The organism is Bacillus thuringiensis (assembly GCF_001182785.1).
GTDB classification, from domain to species: Bacteria; Bacillota; Bacilli; order Bacillales; family Bacillaceae_G; genus Bacillus_A; species Bacillus_A thuringiensis_S.
Genome location: NZ_CP012099.1, coordinates 3,693,753 through 3,712,258, shown reverse-complemented (window position 1 = coordinate 3,712,258; position 18,506 = coordinate 3,693,753). Strand labels below are relative to the sequence as shown.

Here is an 18,506-nt window from a genome sequence, read left to right as displayed (position 1 = left end):
CTATGAAGAAGTTAGTCGAGACGATTGTCAAGCCTCTTGTCGATCATCCTGAAGATGTAAAAGTTACACAGGAACTTTACAACGGAGAGATAAAGTATCGATTAACTGTACATCCTGAGGATGTTGGAAAAGTCATTGGAAAGCAAGGGAGAGTTGCGAAAGCGATTCGAATGCTCTTGTATTCAGTGGGACATCATAATGATGAAAAAGTAACACTGGAAATTCAATAAACGTAAAAAGGGCGAGGAGTTATTCCTCTCCCTTTTTTAACATTTAAATAGAGATTGCATGTTCCATCTATGAAATGGAGATGCTTAATTTATATAGAAACCAGGGGTGACATACTATTTATGACAAAATGGTTTAACGTAGGGAAAATTGTAAATACTCATGGCGTAAGAGGAGAAATCCGTGTTATTTCTCGTACTGATTTTCCAGAAGAGCGATATAAAGTAGGAAACACGCTATACATATCGAATGAGAAAGACACAGACTACCTTCCGGTGAAGGTAACTTCTCATCGCCAACATAAGACATTCGATTTATTAACATTTGAAGGATATAACAATGTAGATGAAGTAGAGAAGTTTAAAGGTTCTTTAATAAAAGTACCAGAAGAGCAGTTAGGCGAACTTGCTGAAGGTGAATACTACTATCACGAAATTATTGGTTGCAGCGTTGTAACGGAAGAAGGAGAAGCGCTAGGGACAATTAAAGAAATTCTCTCTCCTGGTGCAAATGATGTTTGGGTGATTAAACGTCCGAAGGGTCAAGATCTCTTAATTCCTTATATTGATGACGTTGTACTTCAAGTTAATATTGAAAATAAATTAGTAACCATTCATGTAATGGAAGGGTTGCTATAATGAAAATTGATATTTTAACGTTGTTCCCAGACATGTTTACCGGTGTATTTGGATCTTCTATATTAAAGAAGGCACAAGAAAAAGAAGCGGTAAACCTTCGTGTTGTTAACTTTCGTGATTATACAACAAGTAAGCATAATAGCGTAGACGATTATCCTTACGGCGGAGGAGCTGGTATGGTGCTTACTCCTCAGCCTATTTTTGATGCTGTAGAAGATTTGACGAAAGAGACAGAGCGTAAGCCAAGAGTTGTCTTAATGTGTCCGCAGGGCGAAAGATTTACGCAGAAGAAAGCGGAAGAGCTTGCAGAGGAAGAACATTTGATCTTTGTATGTGGGCATTATGAAGGGTATGACGAACGAATTCGTGAGCATCTCGTAACGGATGAGATTTCTATTGGTGACTATGTATTAACGGGCGGAGAATTAGCTTCTATGGTTATTACTGATAGTGTTGTACGTCTCTTGCCAGGCGTGCTAGGAAATCATGCTTCACAAGTAGAGGATTCGTTTAGTACAGGTTTATTAGAGCATCCTCATTATACACGTCCGGCTGATTTTCGTGGTATGAAGGTACCGGATGTATTAATGTCAGGGAATCATAAAAATATTGACGAATGGCGACATAAGGAATCTTTGCGCCGTACGTATACGCGTAGACCTGATTTGTTAGATGAAAGAGATCTATCTAAACAAGAGAAAAAATGGCTTGAGGAAATAAAGCGAGAGCAGTAATAACTTCATATATTTGCTATTGCAACAGGCCTAGTAATATGCTATTATAACATTTGTGCTACTGAAATCAGTAGCCGTATTAACGATGTTCCGCTGTAATTTATTAAGACTTTATAAGAGCATCTGTTTAAAGGAGAGAATTTAATATGCAACAATTAATCGCAGAAATTACAAAAGGCCAATTAAAAACTGACCTTCCTTCATTCCGTCCTGGTGACACTTTACGTGTACACGTAAAAGTTGTTGAGGGAACTCGTGAAAGAATTCAGCTTTTCGAAGGTGTTGTAATTAAACGTCGTGGTGGCGGAATCAGTGAAACATTCACAGTTCGTAAGATTTCTTACGGTGTAGGTGTTGAGCGTACATTCCCAGTTCACACGCCAAGAATCGCGAAAATCGAAGTACTTCGCCGTGGTAAAGTACGTCGTGCTAAGTTATACTACTTACGTAACCTTCGCGGTAAAAAAGCACGTATTAAAGAAATTCGATAAGACATGTATGGGAGCTTGTAAATGCACAAGCTCCCTTTTTCCAATCTATATGAAATTTTGGTATAATACGAACAGCTTACATAACCGTGGAGGGGAAATGCATGAAAAAAGAGAAGAGTTCACTTTGGGAATGGATTAAAGCAATTTTGATTGCTGTTGTATTAGCTGGTGTTATTAGACAGTTTTTCTTTGCGCCAATTCTCGTAGACGGGGTATCGATGGCACCTACTTTACATGATCGTGATCGAATGATTGTGAATAAAATTGGTTATCACATTGGAGATCCAAAACGCTTTGATATTATCGTATTTCGAGCAACAGAAGATAAAGATTACATTAAGCGCATTATAGGCCTGCCAGGCGATGAAATAGAGTATCGTAATGATAAACTGTATGTTAACGGAAAGGCTTATGAGGAGCCGTATTTAGACAAGCAGAAAAAGCAAATTGCTGACGGACCGCTTACATATGATTTTAATCTTGAAGAAATGACAGGCAAGAAAACCGTTCCAAAAGATCAATTATTTGTTTTAGGTGATAATCGTCGTTTTAGTAAAGATAGCCGTTCAATCGGTACGATTTCAATGGATCAAGTAATTGGTAAAGCTAATATGTTATATTGGCCGTTAGAAGACGCACGTATTGTGAAATAAATGAAAAAGAAGGTGGCAACATGGTAATTCAATGGTTTCCAGGGCATATGGCGAAGGCTAGACGCCAAGTAACGGAGAAATTAAAATTAATTGATGTTGTAATTGAACTTGTAGATGCTCGATTACCATTATCATCTCGAAACCCAATGATTGATGAAATCATTACACATAAGCCGAGGCTTGTTGTTTTAAATAAAGCGGATATGGCAGATGACCGTTTAACAAAACAATGGATCGCATATTTTAAAGAAAAAGGCCATATGGCAATTTCGATTAACGCGCAAGCTGGACAAGGTATGAAGGAAATTGCAGCAGCTTGTAAGGTGCTTGTTAAAGAAAAATTTGATAAAATGGTTGCAAAAGGTATTAGACCGAGAGCGATTCGTGCATTAATTGTAGGGATACCAAATGTTGGTAAATCTACATTAATTAATAAATTGGCAAAGAAAAATATTGCTAAAACAGGAGATCGTCCAGGTGTGACAACAGCTCAACAATGGATTAAAGTTGGGAAGGAAATGGAATTGTTAGATACGCCAGGTATTCTGTGGCCTAAATTTGAAGATCAATTAGTGGGTCTTCGCTTAGCGACAACGGGTGCAATTAAAGATTCAATTTTAAATTTACAAGATGTAGCTGTTTACGCATTACGTTTTATGGAGAAACATTATCCAGAACGCTTGAAAGAACGCTATAATTTAAATGAGATTCCAGAAGATATTGTGGAATTATTCGATGCAATTGGAAAAAATAGAGGCTGCTTAATGGGCGGCGGAATGATTGATTATGATAAGACATCTGAGCTTGTACTTCGTGAGCTTCGTGGTGGCAAACTTGGAAAAATGACGTTTGAAACACCGGAAGAGTTTGCAGAGCAAGTAGAAGATGTGGAAAAAATAGAAGAAGTATAAGACGTGCGTTTGTGCGTCTTTTCTTTTTGGATACGTTTAAAAAGGAGCTTGTATATATGCAAAAAATGACGATAAAAGAAGCGGAAAATGTATTGCAAGAAATTATGAATGAAGAAGAAGATCGTTTTCAACTGCTAATGAAAGATGAGCGAAAAGGAGTTCAAAAACTTATTTTGAAGTGGTATAAACAAAAAGAGTTAGAACAGAAAGAAAAAGAGAAGTTTTTTGAAATGTCCAAGTATGAAAATGCTTTGCGTGAAAAAGGGATCACATATATCGCAGGTATTGATGAAGTAGGGCGCGGGCCATTGGCTGGGCCTGTTGTGACGGCGGCTGTCGTTCTTCCTGAGGATTTTTATATTCCAGGGTTAAATGACTCGAAAAAGCTGAGTGAAGCGAAACGTGAGCGTTTTTATGATGAAATAAAAGTACAAGCAATTGCAATTGGAGTAGGGATTGTATCACCGCAAGTTATTGATGAAATTAATATTTACCAAGCAACGAAACAAGCGATGTTAGATGCTGTTGCGAATTTATCTTGTACACCCCAACATTTATTAATTGATGCGATGAAGCTTCCTACACCAATTCCGCAAACTTCAATTATTAAAGGTGATGCGAAAAGTGTTTCGATTTCAGCTGCATCCATTATTGCAAAAGTGACGAGAGATCGTATGATGAAAGAACTGGGAGAGAAGCATCCTGAATACGGATTTGAGCAACATATGGGATATGGCACAAAGCAACATTTAGAGGCAATTGAAGTGCATGGAGTATTAGATGAACACCGAAAGTCATTCGCGCCAATTAAAGATATGATTCAAAAATAAGCTGTAAATATACAGCTTATTTTTTATTTTGGCATATAAACATTACTATTTCCGAAAAAGAATAAAGCGATTTCAGTTTTCTGACACTTTATTGTAGACAGCGTGCCAATCATCTTATACAATGGCAATGTAATGTTTTTTAAACATTAAAAAACTTTTCGAGTAAAACAGGAAAACAGGGGAGGATGGGACCATGAATATCCATGAGTACCAAGGTAAGGCAGTCCTTAGAAGCTATGGGGTTAGCGTTCCGAACGGGAAGGTTGCATTTACAGTAGAAGAAGCTGTAGAAGCAGCGAAAGAATTAGGAACAGATGTATGTGTAGTGAAAGCACAAATTCACGCTGGTGGACGCGGCAAAGCTGGCGGAGTAAAAGTTGCAAAAAATTTAGATGAAGTTCGTACATATGCAGAAAGCATTTTAGGAACTACACTTGTGACACATCAAACAGGTCCTGAAGGTAAGGAAGTAAAACGCTTACTTATCGAAGAAGGTTGCGATATTAAAAAAGAATATTATGTAGGTCTAGTTTTAGATCGTGCAACTTCTCAAGTTGTTTTAATGGCTTCTGAAGAAGGCGGAACAGAAATTGAAGAAGTAGCAGAAAAAACACCTGAAAAAATCTTTAAAGAATATATTGATCCGGCAGTAGGTTTACAAGGTTTCCAAGCGCGCCGAATTGCATTTAACATCAATATTCCAAAAGAGCTTGTAGGACAAGCTGTGAAGTTTATGATGGGCTTATACCGTGCGTTTATCGAAAAAGATTGCTCTATCGCTGAGATTAACCCACTTGTTACAACAGGTGAAGGTAAAGTTATGGCATTAGATGCAAAATTAAACTTTGATTCTAATGCGTTATATCGCCATAAAGACATTTTAGAACTTCGTGATCTTGATGAAGAAGATGCAAAAGAAATTGAAGCTTCAAAATACGACTTAAACTACATTCCTTTAGATGGAAATATCGGTTGTATGGTTAATGGTGCAGGTTTAGCGATGGCTACAATGGATATCATTAAACATTACCACGGTGACCCAGCTAACTTCTTAGATGTTGGTGGCGGTGCAACTGCTGAAAAAGTTACAGAAGCATTCAAAATTATCCTTTCTGACAAAAATGTAAAAGGTATCTTTGTTAACATTTTTGGTGGCATTATGAAGTGTGATGTTATTGCAGAAGGTGTTATTGAAGCAACGAAACAGGTAGGTCTTGAGTTACCTTTAGTTGTACGTCTTGAAGGTACAAACGTAGAACTAGGTAAGAAAATTTTAAATGAGTCTGGCTTAAATATTGTTGCAGCAGAATCTATGGCAGACGGTGCACAAAAAATTGTTTCACTAGTGGGCTAATAGAAAGCGGGGGAGAAAAATGAGCGTATTAGTTAATAAAGATACAAAAGTTATTGTTCAAGGTATTACAGGTTCTCAAGGTTTATTCCATACAAAACAAATGATTGAATACGGTACGAAAATTGTCGGTGGTGTAACGCCAGGTAAAGGTGGCACTGATATTGAAGGTGTACCAGTATTTGATACTGTAGAAGATGCAGTGAAAGCAACAGGCGCAAACGCTTCAGTTGTATACGTTCCACCCGCTTTTGCGGCTGATGCAATTATGGAAGCAGTTGATGCAGAAATTGATTTAGTAGTATGTATTACTGAAGGAATTCCTGTATTAGATATGGTAAACGTAAAGAGGTATATGGCTGGTAAACATACACGTTTACTTGGACCAAACTGCCCAGGTGTTATCACGCCTGATGAATGTAAAATCGGTATTATGCCAGGATACATTCATAAAAAAGGTCATGTAGGTATCGTATCGCGCTCTGGTACATTAACGTATGAAGCTGTACATCAGTTAACACAAGAAGGTATTGGCCAATCTACTGCTGTAGGTATCGGCGGGGACCCTGTTAACGGTACAGACTTTATTGATGCGTTAAAAGCATTTAATGAAGATGAAGAAACACATGCTGTAATTATGATTGGTGAAATCGGTGGTACAGCAGAAGAAGAGGCAGCTGAGTGGGTAAAAGCTAATATGACAAAACCTGTTGTAGGCTTCATTGGTGGTCAAACAGCGCCTGCTGGCAAACGTATGGGCCATGCTGGTGCAATCATTTCTGGCGGTAAAGGAACTGCTGCTGAAAAGATTAAAACAATGGAAGCTTGTGGCATTAAAGTAGCTGAAACTCCAGCAGTTATGGGAGAAACGCTAATCTCTGTTTTAAAAGAAAAAGGTCTATTTGAGACTTGCAAAAACTATTAATCTGTAGAAAGACACCTTCTTGCTTGAGGGTGTCTTTTTACACTTTTTCTGTTTACATAATAAAAATTATGGGTAAGGAGAATTGAGATGAAAAGAGAGCGATTATTACATCTTCATTACTTGCTAGCAGATTATTGGAAAGCGATGGAGAGGCTACTATATGTCGATCCAGAATTAAAGAACATATATACTTTTAACGAAAAACAAATGGAACAATACACTGGAATATCCTCGAAAAAATCTTCAGAATTAGTGAAATTCCTTCAAAGTTCAAATCTTCCGCAATATATATCTTATTTAGAGAAAAATCGTATCTTTTATATAACGATATGGGATGAAATTTATCCGCAATTATTACGTGAAATACAAGACCCTCCCTTCGTTTTATATGGAAAAGGAGAGAAAGATTTTCTGAATAAAGTAAATGAATTGGCAGTTGTTGGAACGAGGCAGCCATCATTATATGGTCATGAGAGTTTGAAATTTATTTTGCACCCTTTATTAGAAAGAAAGTGGGTTATTGTCAGCGGGTTTGCAAAAGGGATAGATACAATGTCCCATGAGGTTACAGTAAGGCAGTATTGCCCGACTATTGCGATATTAGGACATGGATTATCTTTTATGTATCCGAAAGAAAATAGGCATTTATATGAAACGTGGAAGGAATATATATTGTTATTGACAGAGTATCCACCGCACTATGCACCGAAAAAGTGGTATTTTCCAAAAAGGAACCGGATTATTAGTGGCATAAGTAAAGGTGTTTTAGTTGTAGAAGCGAAATCGAGAAGTGGAACCCTTATTACTGCAGACCTTGCGTTAGAGCAAAATAGAGAGGTGTTTGCGCTCCCTGGACCTATATTTATAGAGGGGGCATCGGGAACGAATCATCTTATTCAACAAGGGGCAAAACTAGTAAGAAATGCAGAAGATATCTTTGAAGAGATTTTAAATTAACCTTATATTTTTATGTTTTTATTAAACAATTATTGACAAATGGTAGATTGGCGCTGTATGGTATATTCATTCTTGATTGACAAAAACAAGAGAAATCAATAAGATTAATGAAGACTTGAATCCACCTCTTAAGGAGGCACTAGCATGTCAGATTACCTCGTAATCGTGGAGTCGCCTTCTAAGGCGAAGACCATTGAGAAATATTTAGGGAAAAAATACAAAGTTGTCGCGTCTATGGGACATGTTCGCGATTTGCCAAAAAGTCAAATGGGGATAGAAGTAAAGAACAACTTCACCCCGAAGTATATTACCATTCGTGGTAAAGGTCCCGTCTTAAAAGATTTAAAATCAGCGGCGAAAAAAGCAAAGAAAGTTTATCTCGCGGCCGATCCAGACCGCGAAGGGGAAGCGATTGCTTGGCATTTAGCGAATACGTTAAATGTGGACGTTGAATCAGATTGTCGGGTTGTGTTTAATGAGATTACGAAAGATGCAATCAAAGAATCATTTAAACATCCTCGCGCAATTAATATGGATTTAGTAGATGCACAACAAGCAAGACGCATACTTGATCGTCTTGTTGGTTACAATATTAGTCCTTTATTATGGAAGAAAGTAAAAAAAGGATTAAGTGCAGGGCGTGTACAATCTGTAGCAGTTCGTTTAATCATCGAACGTGAAAAGGAAATTCAAAGCTTTGAACCTGAAGAATTCTGGACAATTAAAACAGAATTTGTAAAAGGAAAAGACACATTTGAAGCAAGTTTTTACGGTGTAGATGGTGAAAAAGTTCAATTAACGAATGAAACGCAAGTGAATGAAATAATTGAACAGATGAAAGACAATGCGTTTTCAGTTGAAAATGTAACGCGCAAAGAGCGAAAACGTAATCCTGCATTACCGTTTACAACATCTTCCTTGCAACAAGAAGCAGCACGTAAGTTAAATATGCGAGCAAAGAAAACGATGATGCTTGCACAGCAATTGTATGAAGGGATAGATCTTGGAAAACAAGGAACTGTAGGTCTTATTACGTATATGAGAACTGATTCAACACGTATCTCAGAAACAGCTCAAACAGAGGCTCGTACTTACATCACTGAAGCGTATGGTACGGAATACATAGGAACAGAAAAGAAGAAAGAAACGAAAAAGTCAAATGCACAAGATGCGCATGAGGCAATTCGTCCTACTTCGGTAATGAGAAAGCCAGAGGAACTAAAAAGTTTCTTAAGTCGTGATCAACTTCGATTATATAAATTGATTTGGGAGCGATTTGTTGCAAGTCAAATGGCGTCTGCTATAATGGATACTGTGACAGCGAGACTCATTAATAATAATGTTCAGTTCCGTGCAAGTGGATCGGTTGTAAAGTTCCCAGGATTTATGAAAGTGTATGTAGAGTCAAAAGATGATGGTGCGGAAGAAAAGGATAAGATGTTGCCACCGTTAGAAGTGGGAGAAACGGTATTTTCAAAAGATATAGAGCCGAAACAACACTATACTCAACCACCGCCGCGTTATACAGAGGCTCGTTTAGTAAGAACGCTTGAAGAACTTGGAATTGGAAGACCGTCGACTTATGTACCTACACTTGAAACGATTCAAAAGCGTGGGTATGTAAGCTTAGATAATAAACGCTTCGTTCCGACTGAACTTGGTGAAATAGTAATTGAACTTATTTTAGAATTTTTCCCGGAAATTATTAACATTGAATTTACTGCCAATATGGAGCAAAGCCTTGATGAAGTGGAAGAAGGAAATGCCAATTGGGTGAAAATTGTTGATGATTTCTACGTAGGATTTGAACCGCGCTTAGAAAAAGCGGAAAAAGAAATGCGTGAAGTGGAAATTAAAGATGAGCCAGCTGGGGAAGACTGTGAATTATGCGGACATCCAATGGTCTTTAAAATGGGTAAATATGGGAAGTTTATGGCTTGTTCGAATTTCCCTGATTGTCGTAATACAAAACCGATTGTGAAAGAAATCGGTGTAACTTGTCCGAAATGTGAAGAAGGGCAAATTATTGAGCGTCGTAGTAACAAAAAGAAACGTCTTTTCTATGGATGTGGTACGTATCCAGAATGTGACTTTGTATCTTGGGATAAGCCGATTGGTCGTAAATGTCCGAAGTGTGAAGGCATGCTTGTAGAGAAGAAGTTGAAAAAAGGCGTGCAAGTACAATGTATTTCGTGCGATTATGAAGAAGAACAACAAATGTGAGCGTAACTGCTCACATTTTTTTCGGGAAGAAAAGGAAAGGTGATATATATGACAACACAAGTAGTAAACGTCATTGGCGCAGGTCTTGCAGGAAGTGAAGCAGCTTACCAAATTGCAAAACGTGGTGTCCAAGTAAAATTATATGAAATGAGACCAGTAAGGCAAACGCCAGCTCATCATACAGATAAATTTGCTGAATTAGTGTGCAGTAACTCATTACGTGCAAACACATTAACAAATGCTGTTGGAGTTATTAAAGAAGAAATGCGTTTGATGGATTCTGTCATTATTCGTGCAGCTGATGAGTGCTCTGTACCAGCTGGAGGAGCTTTAGCGGTTGACCGTCATGAATTCGCAGCTAAAGTGACTGAATACGTAAAGAATCATCCGAATGTAACTGTAGTGAATGAAGAGCTTACTGAAATTCCAGAAGGACCAACAATTATTGCAACAGGTCCACTTACATCTCCTGATCTTGCTGCGCAATTAAAAGAACTAACAGGTGAAGATTATTTCTATTTCTACGATGCAGCAGCGCCAATCGTTGAAAAAGACAGCATTGATATGAACAAAGTATATTTAAAGTCTCGCTATGATAAAGGGGAAGCGGCATATTTAAACTGTCCGATGACAGAAGAAGAATTTGATCGTTTTTATGAGGCTTTAATTGCCGCTGAGACAGTGCCTTTAAAAGAGTTTGAAAAAGAAATTTTCTTTGAGGGTTGTATGCCGGTAGAAGTTATGGCAAGTAGAGGGAGACAGACGCTAGTATTTGGACCTATGAAACCTGTTGGATTAGAAGATCCAAAAACAGGGAAAACGCCATATGCTGTTGTTCAGTTACGTCAAGATGATGCAGCGGGAACTTTATACAATATCGTAGGTTTCCAAACGCATTTAAAGTGGGGACCACAAAAAGAAGTGCTACAGTTAATTCCGGGATTGGAAAATGCAGAGATTGTACGTTATGGTGTAATGCATCGTAATACGTTTATTAATTCACCTAATTTGCTTCGTCCAACATATCAATATAAACAACGTGATGATTTATTCTTCGCTGGTCAAATGACTGGAGTAGAGGGATATGTTGAATCAGCAGCATCAGGATTATTAGCAGGAATTAATGCTGCACGTCTTGTGCAAGGTGAAGAGCCGATTGTATTACCGCCAGTAACTGCAATGGGTAGCATGGCAAATTACATTACGGCAACGAATGCTAAAAACTTCCAACCGATGAATGCGAACTTCGGTCTATTTGCACCGTTAGAGAAGAAACTCAAAAAGAAAGCAGAACGAAATGAAGCATACGCAGCACGTGCTTTAGAAACGATTCAAAATTTTGTAAATATTTAGTTAAATTTCTTGCAAAGGCTACTAAGTTGTGATACGATTTAGTAGCCTTTATTGAGGTGAATTGTGTGAATGTGAAGAAATTGTTACAATTATTCGTTGGATATTTACAAATTGAAAGAAATTATTCAAAATATACAATTGCAAGTTATCAAAATGATTTAGAACATTTTGTGCAATTTATGGAGCGAGAAAGCATATCCTCTTTTTTAGACGTTACATACGCGGATGTTCGTTTGTACTTAACGACGTTGCACGATGAAAAGTTAGCCCGTAAATCTGTCGCAAGAAAAGTATCAAGCTTACGAAGTTTATATCGTTTTTTGATGCGTGAAGGTTATCGGAAGGATAATCCGTTTGCACTTGCGTCACTCCCCAAAAAAGAATTGTCAATCCCAAAGTTTTTATATGCTGAAGAGTTAGAAGAATTATTCGAAGTTTCTGACACGGGAACGCCACTCGGTCAAAGGAATCAAGCTTTATTAGAGTTGATGTATGCGACTGGGATCCGTGTGAGTGAATGTGTCAATTTACAACTTACCGATATTGACTTTGCGGTGGGAACAATTTTAGTAATGGGAAAAGGAAAAAAACAAAGATATATTCCGTTCGGAAGCTATGCACAAGATTCTTTAATTACCTATATAGAAAATGGGAGAAAACAGTTAGTTAATAAGACTGAAGAAGACTCTCATATGGTATTTTTAAATGCGAAAGGTACGCCGCTAACAAGTCGTGGAGTTCGTTATGTTTTAAACGAACTCATTAAAAAGGCTTCACTGACAATGCGGATAAGTCCCCATATGTTAAGGCATACATTTGCTACACATATGTTAGATGAAGGGGCGGATTTACGTACTGTACAGGAGCTATTAGGCCATGAGAATTTGTCGACGACACAAATTTATACGCATGTCTCTAAAGAAAGATTGCGTTCTGTTTACATGAAGCATCACCCGCGGGCATAAATTGCTTTAAAAGCTATAAAAACAAATAAAGGAGTTTTTTCTATGGGGAATTTCCACGCTACAACGATATTTGCAGTTCATCATAATGGAGAATGTGCAATGGCTGGAGATGGCCAGGTGACAATGGGAAATGCTGTTGTAATGAAACATACAGCTCGTAAAGTTCGCAGGCTTTTCCAAGGTAAAGTTTTAGCTGGTTTTGCAGGTTCAGTTGCTGATGCATTTACTCTTTTTGAAATGTTTGAAGGAAAATTAGAAGAGTATAATGGCAACTTGCAGCGTGCTGCTGTTGAAATGGCAAAACAATGGCGTGGCGATAAAATGTTACGTCAGCTAGAAGCGATGCTCATTGTCATGGATAAAACAACTATGCTCCTTGTTTCAGGTACAGGAGAAGTGATTGAACCGGATGATGGTATTTTAGCAATTGGATCTGGTGGGAATTATGCACTTTCTGCAGGTCGTGCTTTAAAGCAATATGCAAGTGAACACTTAACAGCGAAACAAATTGCGAAAGCGAGTTTAGAGATTGCTGGCGATATTTGTGTTTACACGAATCACAACATAATTGTTGAAGAATTGTAGAATCGTAAGGGAGGCATTTTATATGCATTTACATTTTACTCCGCGCCAAATTGTGGAAAAATTAGATCAATACATCATCGGCCAAAAAGACGCAAAGAAAGCGGTTGCTGTAGCGTTGAGAAATCGATACCGTCGCAGTAAATTGGCTGAAAATTTACGTGATGAAATAGCACCTAAGAACATTTTGATGATTGGACCGACAGGTGTTGGGAAAACAGAGGTAGCACGACGAATGGCGAAACTCGTTGGAGCACCTTTTATTAAGGTTGAGGCTACAAAATTCACAGAAGTTGGATATGTGGGTAGAGATGTAGAGTCGATGGTACGTGACCTCGTAGAAACATCTGTTCGCATCGTAAAAGAAGAAATGGTAGTGAAAGTTCAAGATAAAGCAGAAGAGCAAGCGAATCAACGTCTTGTTGAAATTTTAGTACCGAGTCCGGAGAAGCAATCTGGATTTAAAAATCCATTAGAGATGCTTTTTGGTGGTGCTCAAAATTCGAGTCAAACGTCTGATACACAAGAAGATGGTGAAATCGAAAAGAAACGTCAAGATGTGGAGAGAAAGCTTGCTGCAGGGCTTCTTGAAGACGAAATTGTATCGATTGAAGTGACCGAGCAACAGTCTTCTATGTTTGATATGTTACAAGGAACTGGCATGGAGCAAATGGGAATGAATTTCCAAGATGCATTAGGAAGTTTTATGCCGAAAAAAACGAAAAAACGTAAACTTTCTGTAAAAGAAGCAAGAAAACTCTTGACAAATGAAGAGGCACAGCGCTTAATTGATATGGATGAAGTTACACAAGAGGCTGTTTATCGTGCTGAACAGCTCGGGATTATTTTTATCGATGAAATTGACAAAATTGCTGGTAAGCAGTCGAATAGCGTAGATGTATCACGTGAAGGTGTGCAACGTGACATTTTGCCAATTGTAGAAGGGTCGAATGTTGCGACAAAATACGGATCAGTAAAAACGGATTATATTTTATTCGTTGCAGCTGGAGCGTTCCATATGTCTAAACCGTCGGATTTAATTCCGGAATTGCAAGGGAGATTTCCGATTCGAGTAGAGTTAACAAAATTATCAACAGATGATTTTGTTAAAATATTAATCGAGCCTGACAATGCGTTAATCAAACAATATATGGCATTATTAGCGACTGAAGGTATAGAAATTGAATTTTCAGACGAAGCTATTCGTAAGATTGCTGAGATTGCTTATCAAGTTAATCAGGATACAGATAATATTGGAGCAAGAAGACTTCATACGATTATGGAGAAGCTCCTTGAAGATTTATCGTTTGAAGCATCTGAAATTACGTTAGAAAAAATAACGATAACACCTCAATACGTTGAGGAGAAATTAGCAACAATTGCTAAAAATAAAGATGTGAGCCAGTTTATTTTGTAATAGTGTCATCAGGTGACTCGCCCTAGTTTCCAAGTGATGAAAAAATATGTAAGTAACATGTAGGAGGAACTTTTGAAATGGAATTATTAGCAAAAACGAGAAAATTAAATGCGTTATTACAGAGCGCTGCAGGGAAGCCTGTAAACTTTAGAGAAATGTCTGACACAATGTGTGAAGTAATTGAAGCAAACGTGTTCGTTGTAAGTCGTCGTGGTAAATTACTAGGTTATGCAATTCACCAACAAATCGAAAATGAGCGTATGAAACAAATGCTTGCAGAGCGTCAGTTCCCGGAAGAATATACACAAAGCTTATTCAACATTACAGAAACATCTTCAAATTTAGATGTGAACAGTGCTTATACAGCATTCCCGGTAGAAAACAGAGAATTATTTGGTCAAGGTTTAACTACAATCGTACCAATCGTTGGTGGCGGTGAGCGTCTAGGTACATTAGTATTAGCTCGTCTTGGTCAAGAGTTCTTAGATGATGATTTAATCCTTGCTGAGTACAGCTCAACTGTTGTAGGTATGGAAATCTTACGTGAAAAAGCAGAAGAAATCGAAGAGGAAGCACGTAGTAAAGCTGTTGTTCAAATGGCGATCAGCTCATTATCTTACAGTGAGTTAGAAGCAATTGAGCACATCTTCGAAGAATTAAATGGAACAGAAGGTTTACTTGTTGCAAGTAAAATCGCTGATCGTGTAGGAATTACTCGTTCTGTAATCGTAAATGCACTACGTAAATTAGAAAGTGCTGGTGTTATTGAGTCTCGCTCTTTAGGTATGAAAGGAACATACATTAAAGTGTTAAACGACAAGTTTCTACAGGAACTTGCTAAATTAAAAACAAACTAATTTATAAAAAACTCTCCTCGATCGAGGAGAGTTTTTTTTGTGCAATGGATTGATGGCGCTTGTGAAAAGTGCCATAAGCGTGGTTTCTGGGAAAACTATTAATTGTGTTTTACTTTTTTGCTTAAAAGAAATGAAGGTTGGTAATACTAGAATTCGAGTATGAACAAAGAAAGTTTTACATTGTTCGCATTTTCGACTTGATTGTAATATTTCAGTATGATATAGTAAGCAGTGGTGTCAGTACAAAGTACACACGTTTACTGATTTAAGTGTTGGTGCTACGTTTGTAGTTTCGCTTAGAGATGAAGTAAACGGAGGATATCAAAAACCATTTAGGAGGAACTATATTATGTCAGTAATTTCTATGAAGCAATTGCTTGAAGCTGGTGTTCATTTCGGACATCAAACTCGTCGTTGGAACCCAAAAATGAAGCGTTACATTTTCACAGAGCGTAACGGTATCTACATCATCGACTTACAAAAAACTGTGAAAAAAGTTGAGGAAGCTTACAGAACGATGCGTGACATCGCTGCTGAAGGTGGAGACATCTTATTCGTAGGTACTAAAAAACAAGCACAAGAAGCTATTAAAGAAGAAGCAACTCGTGCTGGTATGTACTTCGTTAACCAACGTTGGTTAGGTGGAACTTTAACAAACTTCCAAACAATCCAAAAGCGTATCAAGCGTCTTAAAGACATCGAAAGAATGCAAGAAGATGGTACTTTCGAAGTACTTCCTAAGAAAGAAGTTGTTCAACTTAAAAAAGAGTTAGAGCGTCTTGAGAAATTCTTAGGCGGTATTAAAGATATGAAAGGTCTTCCAAGTGCATTATTCGTAGTAGACCCTCGTAAAGAGCGTATTGCAGTTGCTGAAGCGCGCAAATTACACATTCCAATCATCGGTATCGTTGATACAAACTGTGATCCAGACGAAATCGATCACGTTATCCCAGCAAACGATGATGCAATTCGTGCTGTAAAACTTCTTACATCTAAAATGGCAGACGCGATCCTTGAAGCAAAACAAGGTGAAGAAACTGTTACTGCGTAACAAAGTTGGAAAGGTGATAAGGGGTTCGGCCTTTTATCACCTTTTTTAAGGTATAAACACCTTTATAAAAGGTATAAATACATATTTTAGGAGGATGAAAAATATGGCAATCACTGCTCAAATGGTAAAAGAATTACGTGAAAAAACTGGCGCAGGTATGATGGACTGCAAAAAAGCTTTAACAGAAACTAACGGCGACATGGAGAAGGCAATTGACTTCTTACGCGAAAAAGGTATTGCGAAAGCTGCTAAAAAAGCAGACCGCATTGCTGCTGAAGGTTTAACTTTCATCGAAACAAACGGTAACGACGCTTTAATCTTAGAATTAAACTCTGAAACTGATTTCGTTGCGAAAAACGAAGGTTTCCAAACACTAATTAAAGAATTAGCTGCTCACTTATTAACTAACAAACCAGCTAACGTTGAAGAAGCTATGGCTCAAACAATGGAAAACGGTAAAAACGTTGAAGAGCACATCAACGAAGCAATCGCTAAAATTGGTGAAAAACTTACACTTCGTCGTTTCGAAATCGTATCAAAAACTGATGCAGATGCATTCGGCGCTTACCTACACATGGGTGGACGCATTGGTGTATTAACAGTTCTTGAAGGTTCTACTGATGAAGCTGCTGCTAAAGATGTTGCAATGCACATCGCTGCAGTTAACCCTAAATACATCGACCGCGATGCTGTAACAGCTGAAGAAGTTGAGCATGAGCGTCAAGTATTAACACAACAAGCATTAAACGAAGGCAAGCCTGAAAAAATCGTTGCAAAAATGGTTGAAGGCCGTCTAGGCAAATTCTTCGAAGAGATTTGCTTACTTGACCAAGCATTCGTTAAAAACCCTGATATGAAAGTTCGTCAGTTCGTTGAGTCTAAAGGCGGAACATTAAAAGGATTCGTTCGCTACGCTGTTGGTGAAGGTATCGAAAAACGCGAAGACAACTTTGCTGAAGAAGTAATGAACCAAGTAAAAGGTAGTAACTAATACAGATTAGGGAACACATTGTGTTCCCTTTTTTAAAATAAAGATGTAAGCAATTGGAGGTTCATTATGAGTAAACCGAAATATAATCGTGTCGTTTTAAAGCTAAGTGGAGAAGCTTTAGCTGGAGAGCAAGGATTTGGAATTAATCCAACTGTTATTAAGTCAGTTGCAGAACAAGTGAAAGAAATTGCAGAACTTGATGTAGAGGTTGCTGTTGTTGTTGGTGGCGGTAACATTTGGCGTGGGAAAATTGGAAGTGAAATGGGCATGGATCGTGCAGGAGCAGATTACATGGGCATGTTAGCTACAGTTATGAATTCATTAGCTCTTCAAGATAGCTTGGAGAATATTGGAATCCAAACTCGTGTACAAACTTCAATTGAGATGCGTCAAGTGGCAGAGCCTTACATTCGCCGTAAAGCAGTTCGTCACTTAGAGAAAAAACGTGTTGTTATCTTTGCAGCAGGTACAGGTAATCCATACTTCTCAACAGATACAACAGCAGCATTACGTGCAGCGGAAATCGAAGCAGACGTTATTTTAATGGCGAAAAATAATGTGGATGGCGTATATAGCGCAGATCCATCTATTGACCCAACAGCTACGAAATACGAAACGCTTACTTACTTAGATGTATTAAAAGAAGGTTTAGGTGTAATGGATTCTACAGCTTCTTCTCTATGTATGGATAATGATATTCCATTAATTGTATTCTCAGTTATGGAAAAAGGTAATATTAAACGTGCCGTTTTAGGCGAAAATATTGGAACAGTTGTAAGGGGGAAATAAATATGGGACAACAAGTATTGAAATCTTCAAATGAAAAAATGGAAAAAGCAGTTGCTGCTTATTCTCGTGAACTAGCAACAGTTCGCGCTGGTCGTGCAAGCTCGTCTGTATTAGATAAGGTACAAGTTGATTACTATGGTGCACCAACACCAGTTGTGCAATTAGCGAACATTACAGTTCCAGAAGCACGTTTACTTGTAATTCAACCTTATGATAAAACTTCTATCGGTGATATCGAAAAAGCAATTTTAAAAGCAGATTTAGGCTTAAACCCTTCTAATGATGGAACTGTAATTCGTATTGCATTCCCTGCATTAACAGAAGAGCGTCGTCGTGATCTTGTTAAAGTTGTGAAAAAATATGCTGAAGAAGCAAAAGTAGCTGTTCGTAACGTACGTCGTGACGGAAATGATGATCTTAAGAAGCTTGAAAAAGCTGGCGAGATTACAGAAGATGATTTAAGAGGATATACTGAAGATATCCAAAAAGAAACAGATAAATATATTGCAAAAGTTGACGAAATCGCAAAAAACAAAGAAAAAGAAATCATGGAAGTGTAA

General features: G+C 37.9%; 20 protein-coding genes. All 20 read left to right on the top strand.

What is annotated here, in order from left to right; all coding sequences use genetic code 11:
• The first annotated feature begins 2 nt into the window (after nt 1-2).
• Entirely contained in the window at nt 3-230 is a 228-nt protein-coding gene (locus tag AC241_RS18955) for a KH domain-containing protein (RefSeq protein WP_000737399.1), read from the top strand.
• A 120-nt stretch (nt 231-350) separates the two neighbouring features.
• Nucleotides 351-866: a ribosome maturation factor RimM gene (rimM, locus tag AC241_RS18950; protein WP_000170272.1), complete on the top strand. Its 516-nt coding sequence runs from the start codon at nt 351-353 to the stop codon at nt 864-866.
• The gene (gene trmD, locus AC241_RS18945; RefSeq protein ID WP_016080524.1) at nt 866-1,600 is read left to right on the top strand and encodes a tRNA (guanosine(37)-N1)-methyltransferase TrmD; all 735 of its coding nucleotides are present in this window, start codon (nt 866-868) and stop codon (nt 1,598-1,600) included. The genes rimM and trmD overlap by 1 nt, the downstream gene beginning before the upstream one ends.
• Before the next feature lie 146 nt (nt 1,601-1,746).
• Nucleotides 1,747-2,091: a 50S ribosomal protein L19 gene (gene rplS / locus AC241_RS18940; RefSeq protein WP_001186516.1), complete on the top strand. Its 345-nt coding sequence runs from the start codon at nt 1,747-1,749 to the stop codon at nt 2,089-2,091.
• Between the two features lie 101 nt (nt 2,092-2,192).
• A complete protein-coding gene (lepB, locus tag AC241_RS18935) occupies nt 2,193-2,744 on the top strand; it encodes a signal peptidase I (protein WP_000711853.1) in 552 nt (183 codons plus the stop codon).
• 20 nt (nt 2,745-2,764) lie between these two features.
• Nucleotides 2,765-3,655, top strand: a complete 891-nt coding sequence (gene ylqF, locus AC241_RS18930) for a ribosome biogenesis GTPase YlqF (RefSeq protein WP_000236702.1) — start codon at nt 2,765-2,767, stop codon at nt 3,653-3,655.
• A gap of 56 nt (nt 3,656-3,711) precedes the next feature.
• On the top strand, nt 3,712-4,485 hold the full coding sequence (locus AC241_RS18925; RefSeq protein WP_029443116.1) for a ribonuclease HII: 774 nt from the start codon (nt 3,712-3,714) through the stop codon (nt 4,483-4,485).
• A 193-nt stretch (nt 4,486-4,678) separates the two neighbouring features.
• Complete coding sequence (gene sucC, locus AC241_RS18920; protein ID WP_001020790.1) at nt 4,679-5,839, top strand: ADP-forming succinate--CoA ligase subunit beta; 1,161 nt, start codon at nt 4,679-4,681, stop codon at nt 5,837-5,839.
• 19 nt (nt 5,840-5,858) lie between these two features.
• On the top strand, nt 5,859-6,761 hold the full coding sequence (gene sucD, locus AC241_RS18915; RefSeq protein ID WP_000115178.1) for a succinate--CoA ligase subunit alpha: 903 nt from the start codon (nt 5,859-5,861) through the stop codon (nt 6,759-6,761).
• A gap of 87 nt (nt 6,762-6,848) precedes the next feature.
• A complete protein-coding gene (gene dprA, locus AC241_RS18910) occupies nt 6,849-7,718 on the top strand; it encodes a DNA-processing protein DprA (RefSeq protein WP_050844451.1) in 870 nt (289 codons plus the stop codon).
• A gap of 144 nt (nt 7,719-7,862) precedes the next feature.
• The gene (gene topA, locus AC241_RS18905; protein WP_016080527.1) at nt 7,863-9,941 is read left to right on the top strand and encodes a type I DNA topoisomerase; all 2,079 of its coding nucleotides are present in this window, start codon (nt 7,863-7,865) and stop codon (nt 9,939-9,941) included.
• A gap of 48 nt (nt 9,942-9,989) precedes the next feature.
• Nucleotides 9,990-11,294, top strand: a complete 1,305-nt coding sequence (gene trmFO, locus AC241_RS18900) for an FADH(2)-oxidizing methylenetetrahydrofolate--tRNA-(uracil(54)-C(5))-methyltransferase TrmFO (protein ID WP_016080528.1) — start codon at nt 9,990-9,992, stop codon at nt 11,292-11,294.
• A 65-nt stretch (nt 11,295-11,359) separates the two neighbouring features.
• Complete coding sequence (gene xerC, locus AC241_RS18895; RefSeq protein WP_016080529.1) at nt 11,360-12,259, top strand: tyrosine recombinase XerC; 900 nt, start codon at nt 11,360-11,362, stop codon at nt 12,257-12,259.
• Nucleotides 12,260-12,301: 42 nt separating this feature from the next.
• Nucleotides 12,302-12,844 (top strand): ATP-dependent protease proteolytic subunit HslV, encoded by a 543-nt coding sequence (hslV, locus tag AC241_RS18890; protein ID WP_000526274.1) that lies wholly within the window; start codon nt 12,302-12,304, stop codon nt 12,842-12,844.
• A gap of 22 nt (nt 12,845-12,866) precedes the next feature.
• On the top strand, nt 12,867-14,258 hold the full coding sequence (hslU, locus tag AC241_RS18885; RefSeq protein WP_000550084.1) for an ATP-dependent protease ATPase subunit HslU: 1,392 nt from the start codon (nt 12,867-12,869) through the stop codon (nt 14,256-14,258).
• A gap of 77 nt (nt 14,259-14,335) precedes the next feature.
• Nucleotides 14,336-15,115, top strand: a complete 780-nt coding sequence (gene codY / locus AC241_RS18880) for a GTP-sensing pleiotropic transcriptional regulator CodY (protein ID WP_000421290.1) — start codon at nt 14,336-14,338, stop codon at nt 15,113-15,115.
• A gap of 349 nt (nt 15,116-15,464) precedes the next feature.
• A complete protein-coding gene (rpsB, locus tag AC241_RS18875) occupies nt 15,465-16,166 on the top strand; it encodes a 30S ribosomal protein S2 (protein ID WP_000111485.1) in 702 nt (233 codons plus the stop codon).
• Between the two features lie 103 nt (nt 16,167-16,269).
• Nucleotides 16,270-17,157: a translation elongation factor Ts gene (tsf, locus tag AC241_RS18870; RefSeq protein ID WP_016080531.1), complete on the top strand. Its 888-nt coding sequence runs from the start codon at nt 16,270-16,272 to the stop codon at nt 17,155-17,157.
• Nucleotides 17,158-17,223: 66 nt separating this feature from the next.
• Complete coding sequence (pyrH, locus tag AC241_RS18865) at nt 17,224-17,946, top strand: UMP kinase (RefSeq protein ID WP_000042669.1); 723 nt, start codon at nt 17,224-17,226, stop codon at nt 17,944-17,946.
• 2 nt (nt 17,947-17,948) lie between these two features.
• On the top strand, nt 17,949-18,506 hold the full coding sequence (frr, locus tag AC241_RS18860) for a ribosome recycling factor (RefSeq protein ID WP_000531505.1): 558 nt from the start codon (nt 17,949-17,951) through the stop codon (nt 18,504-18,506).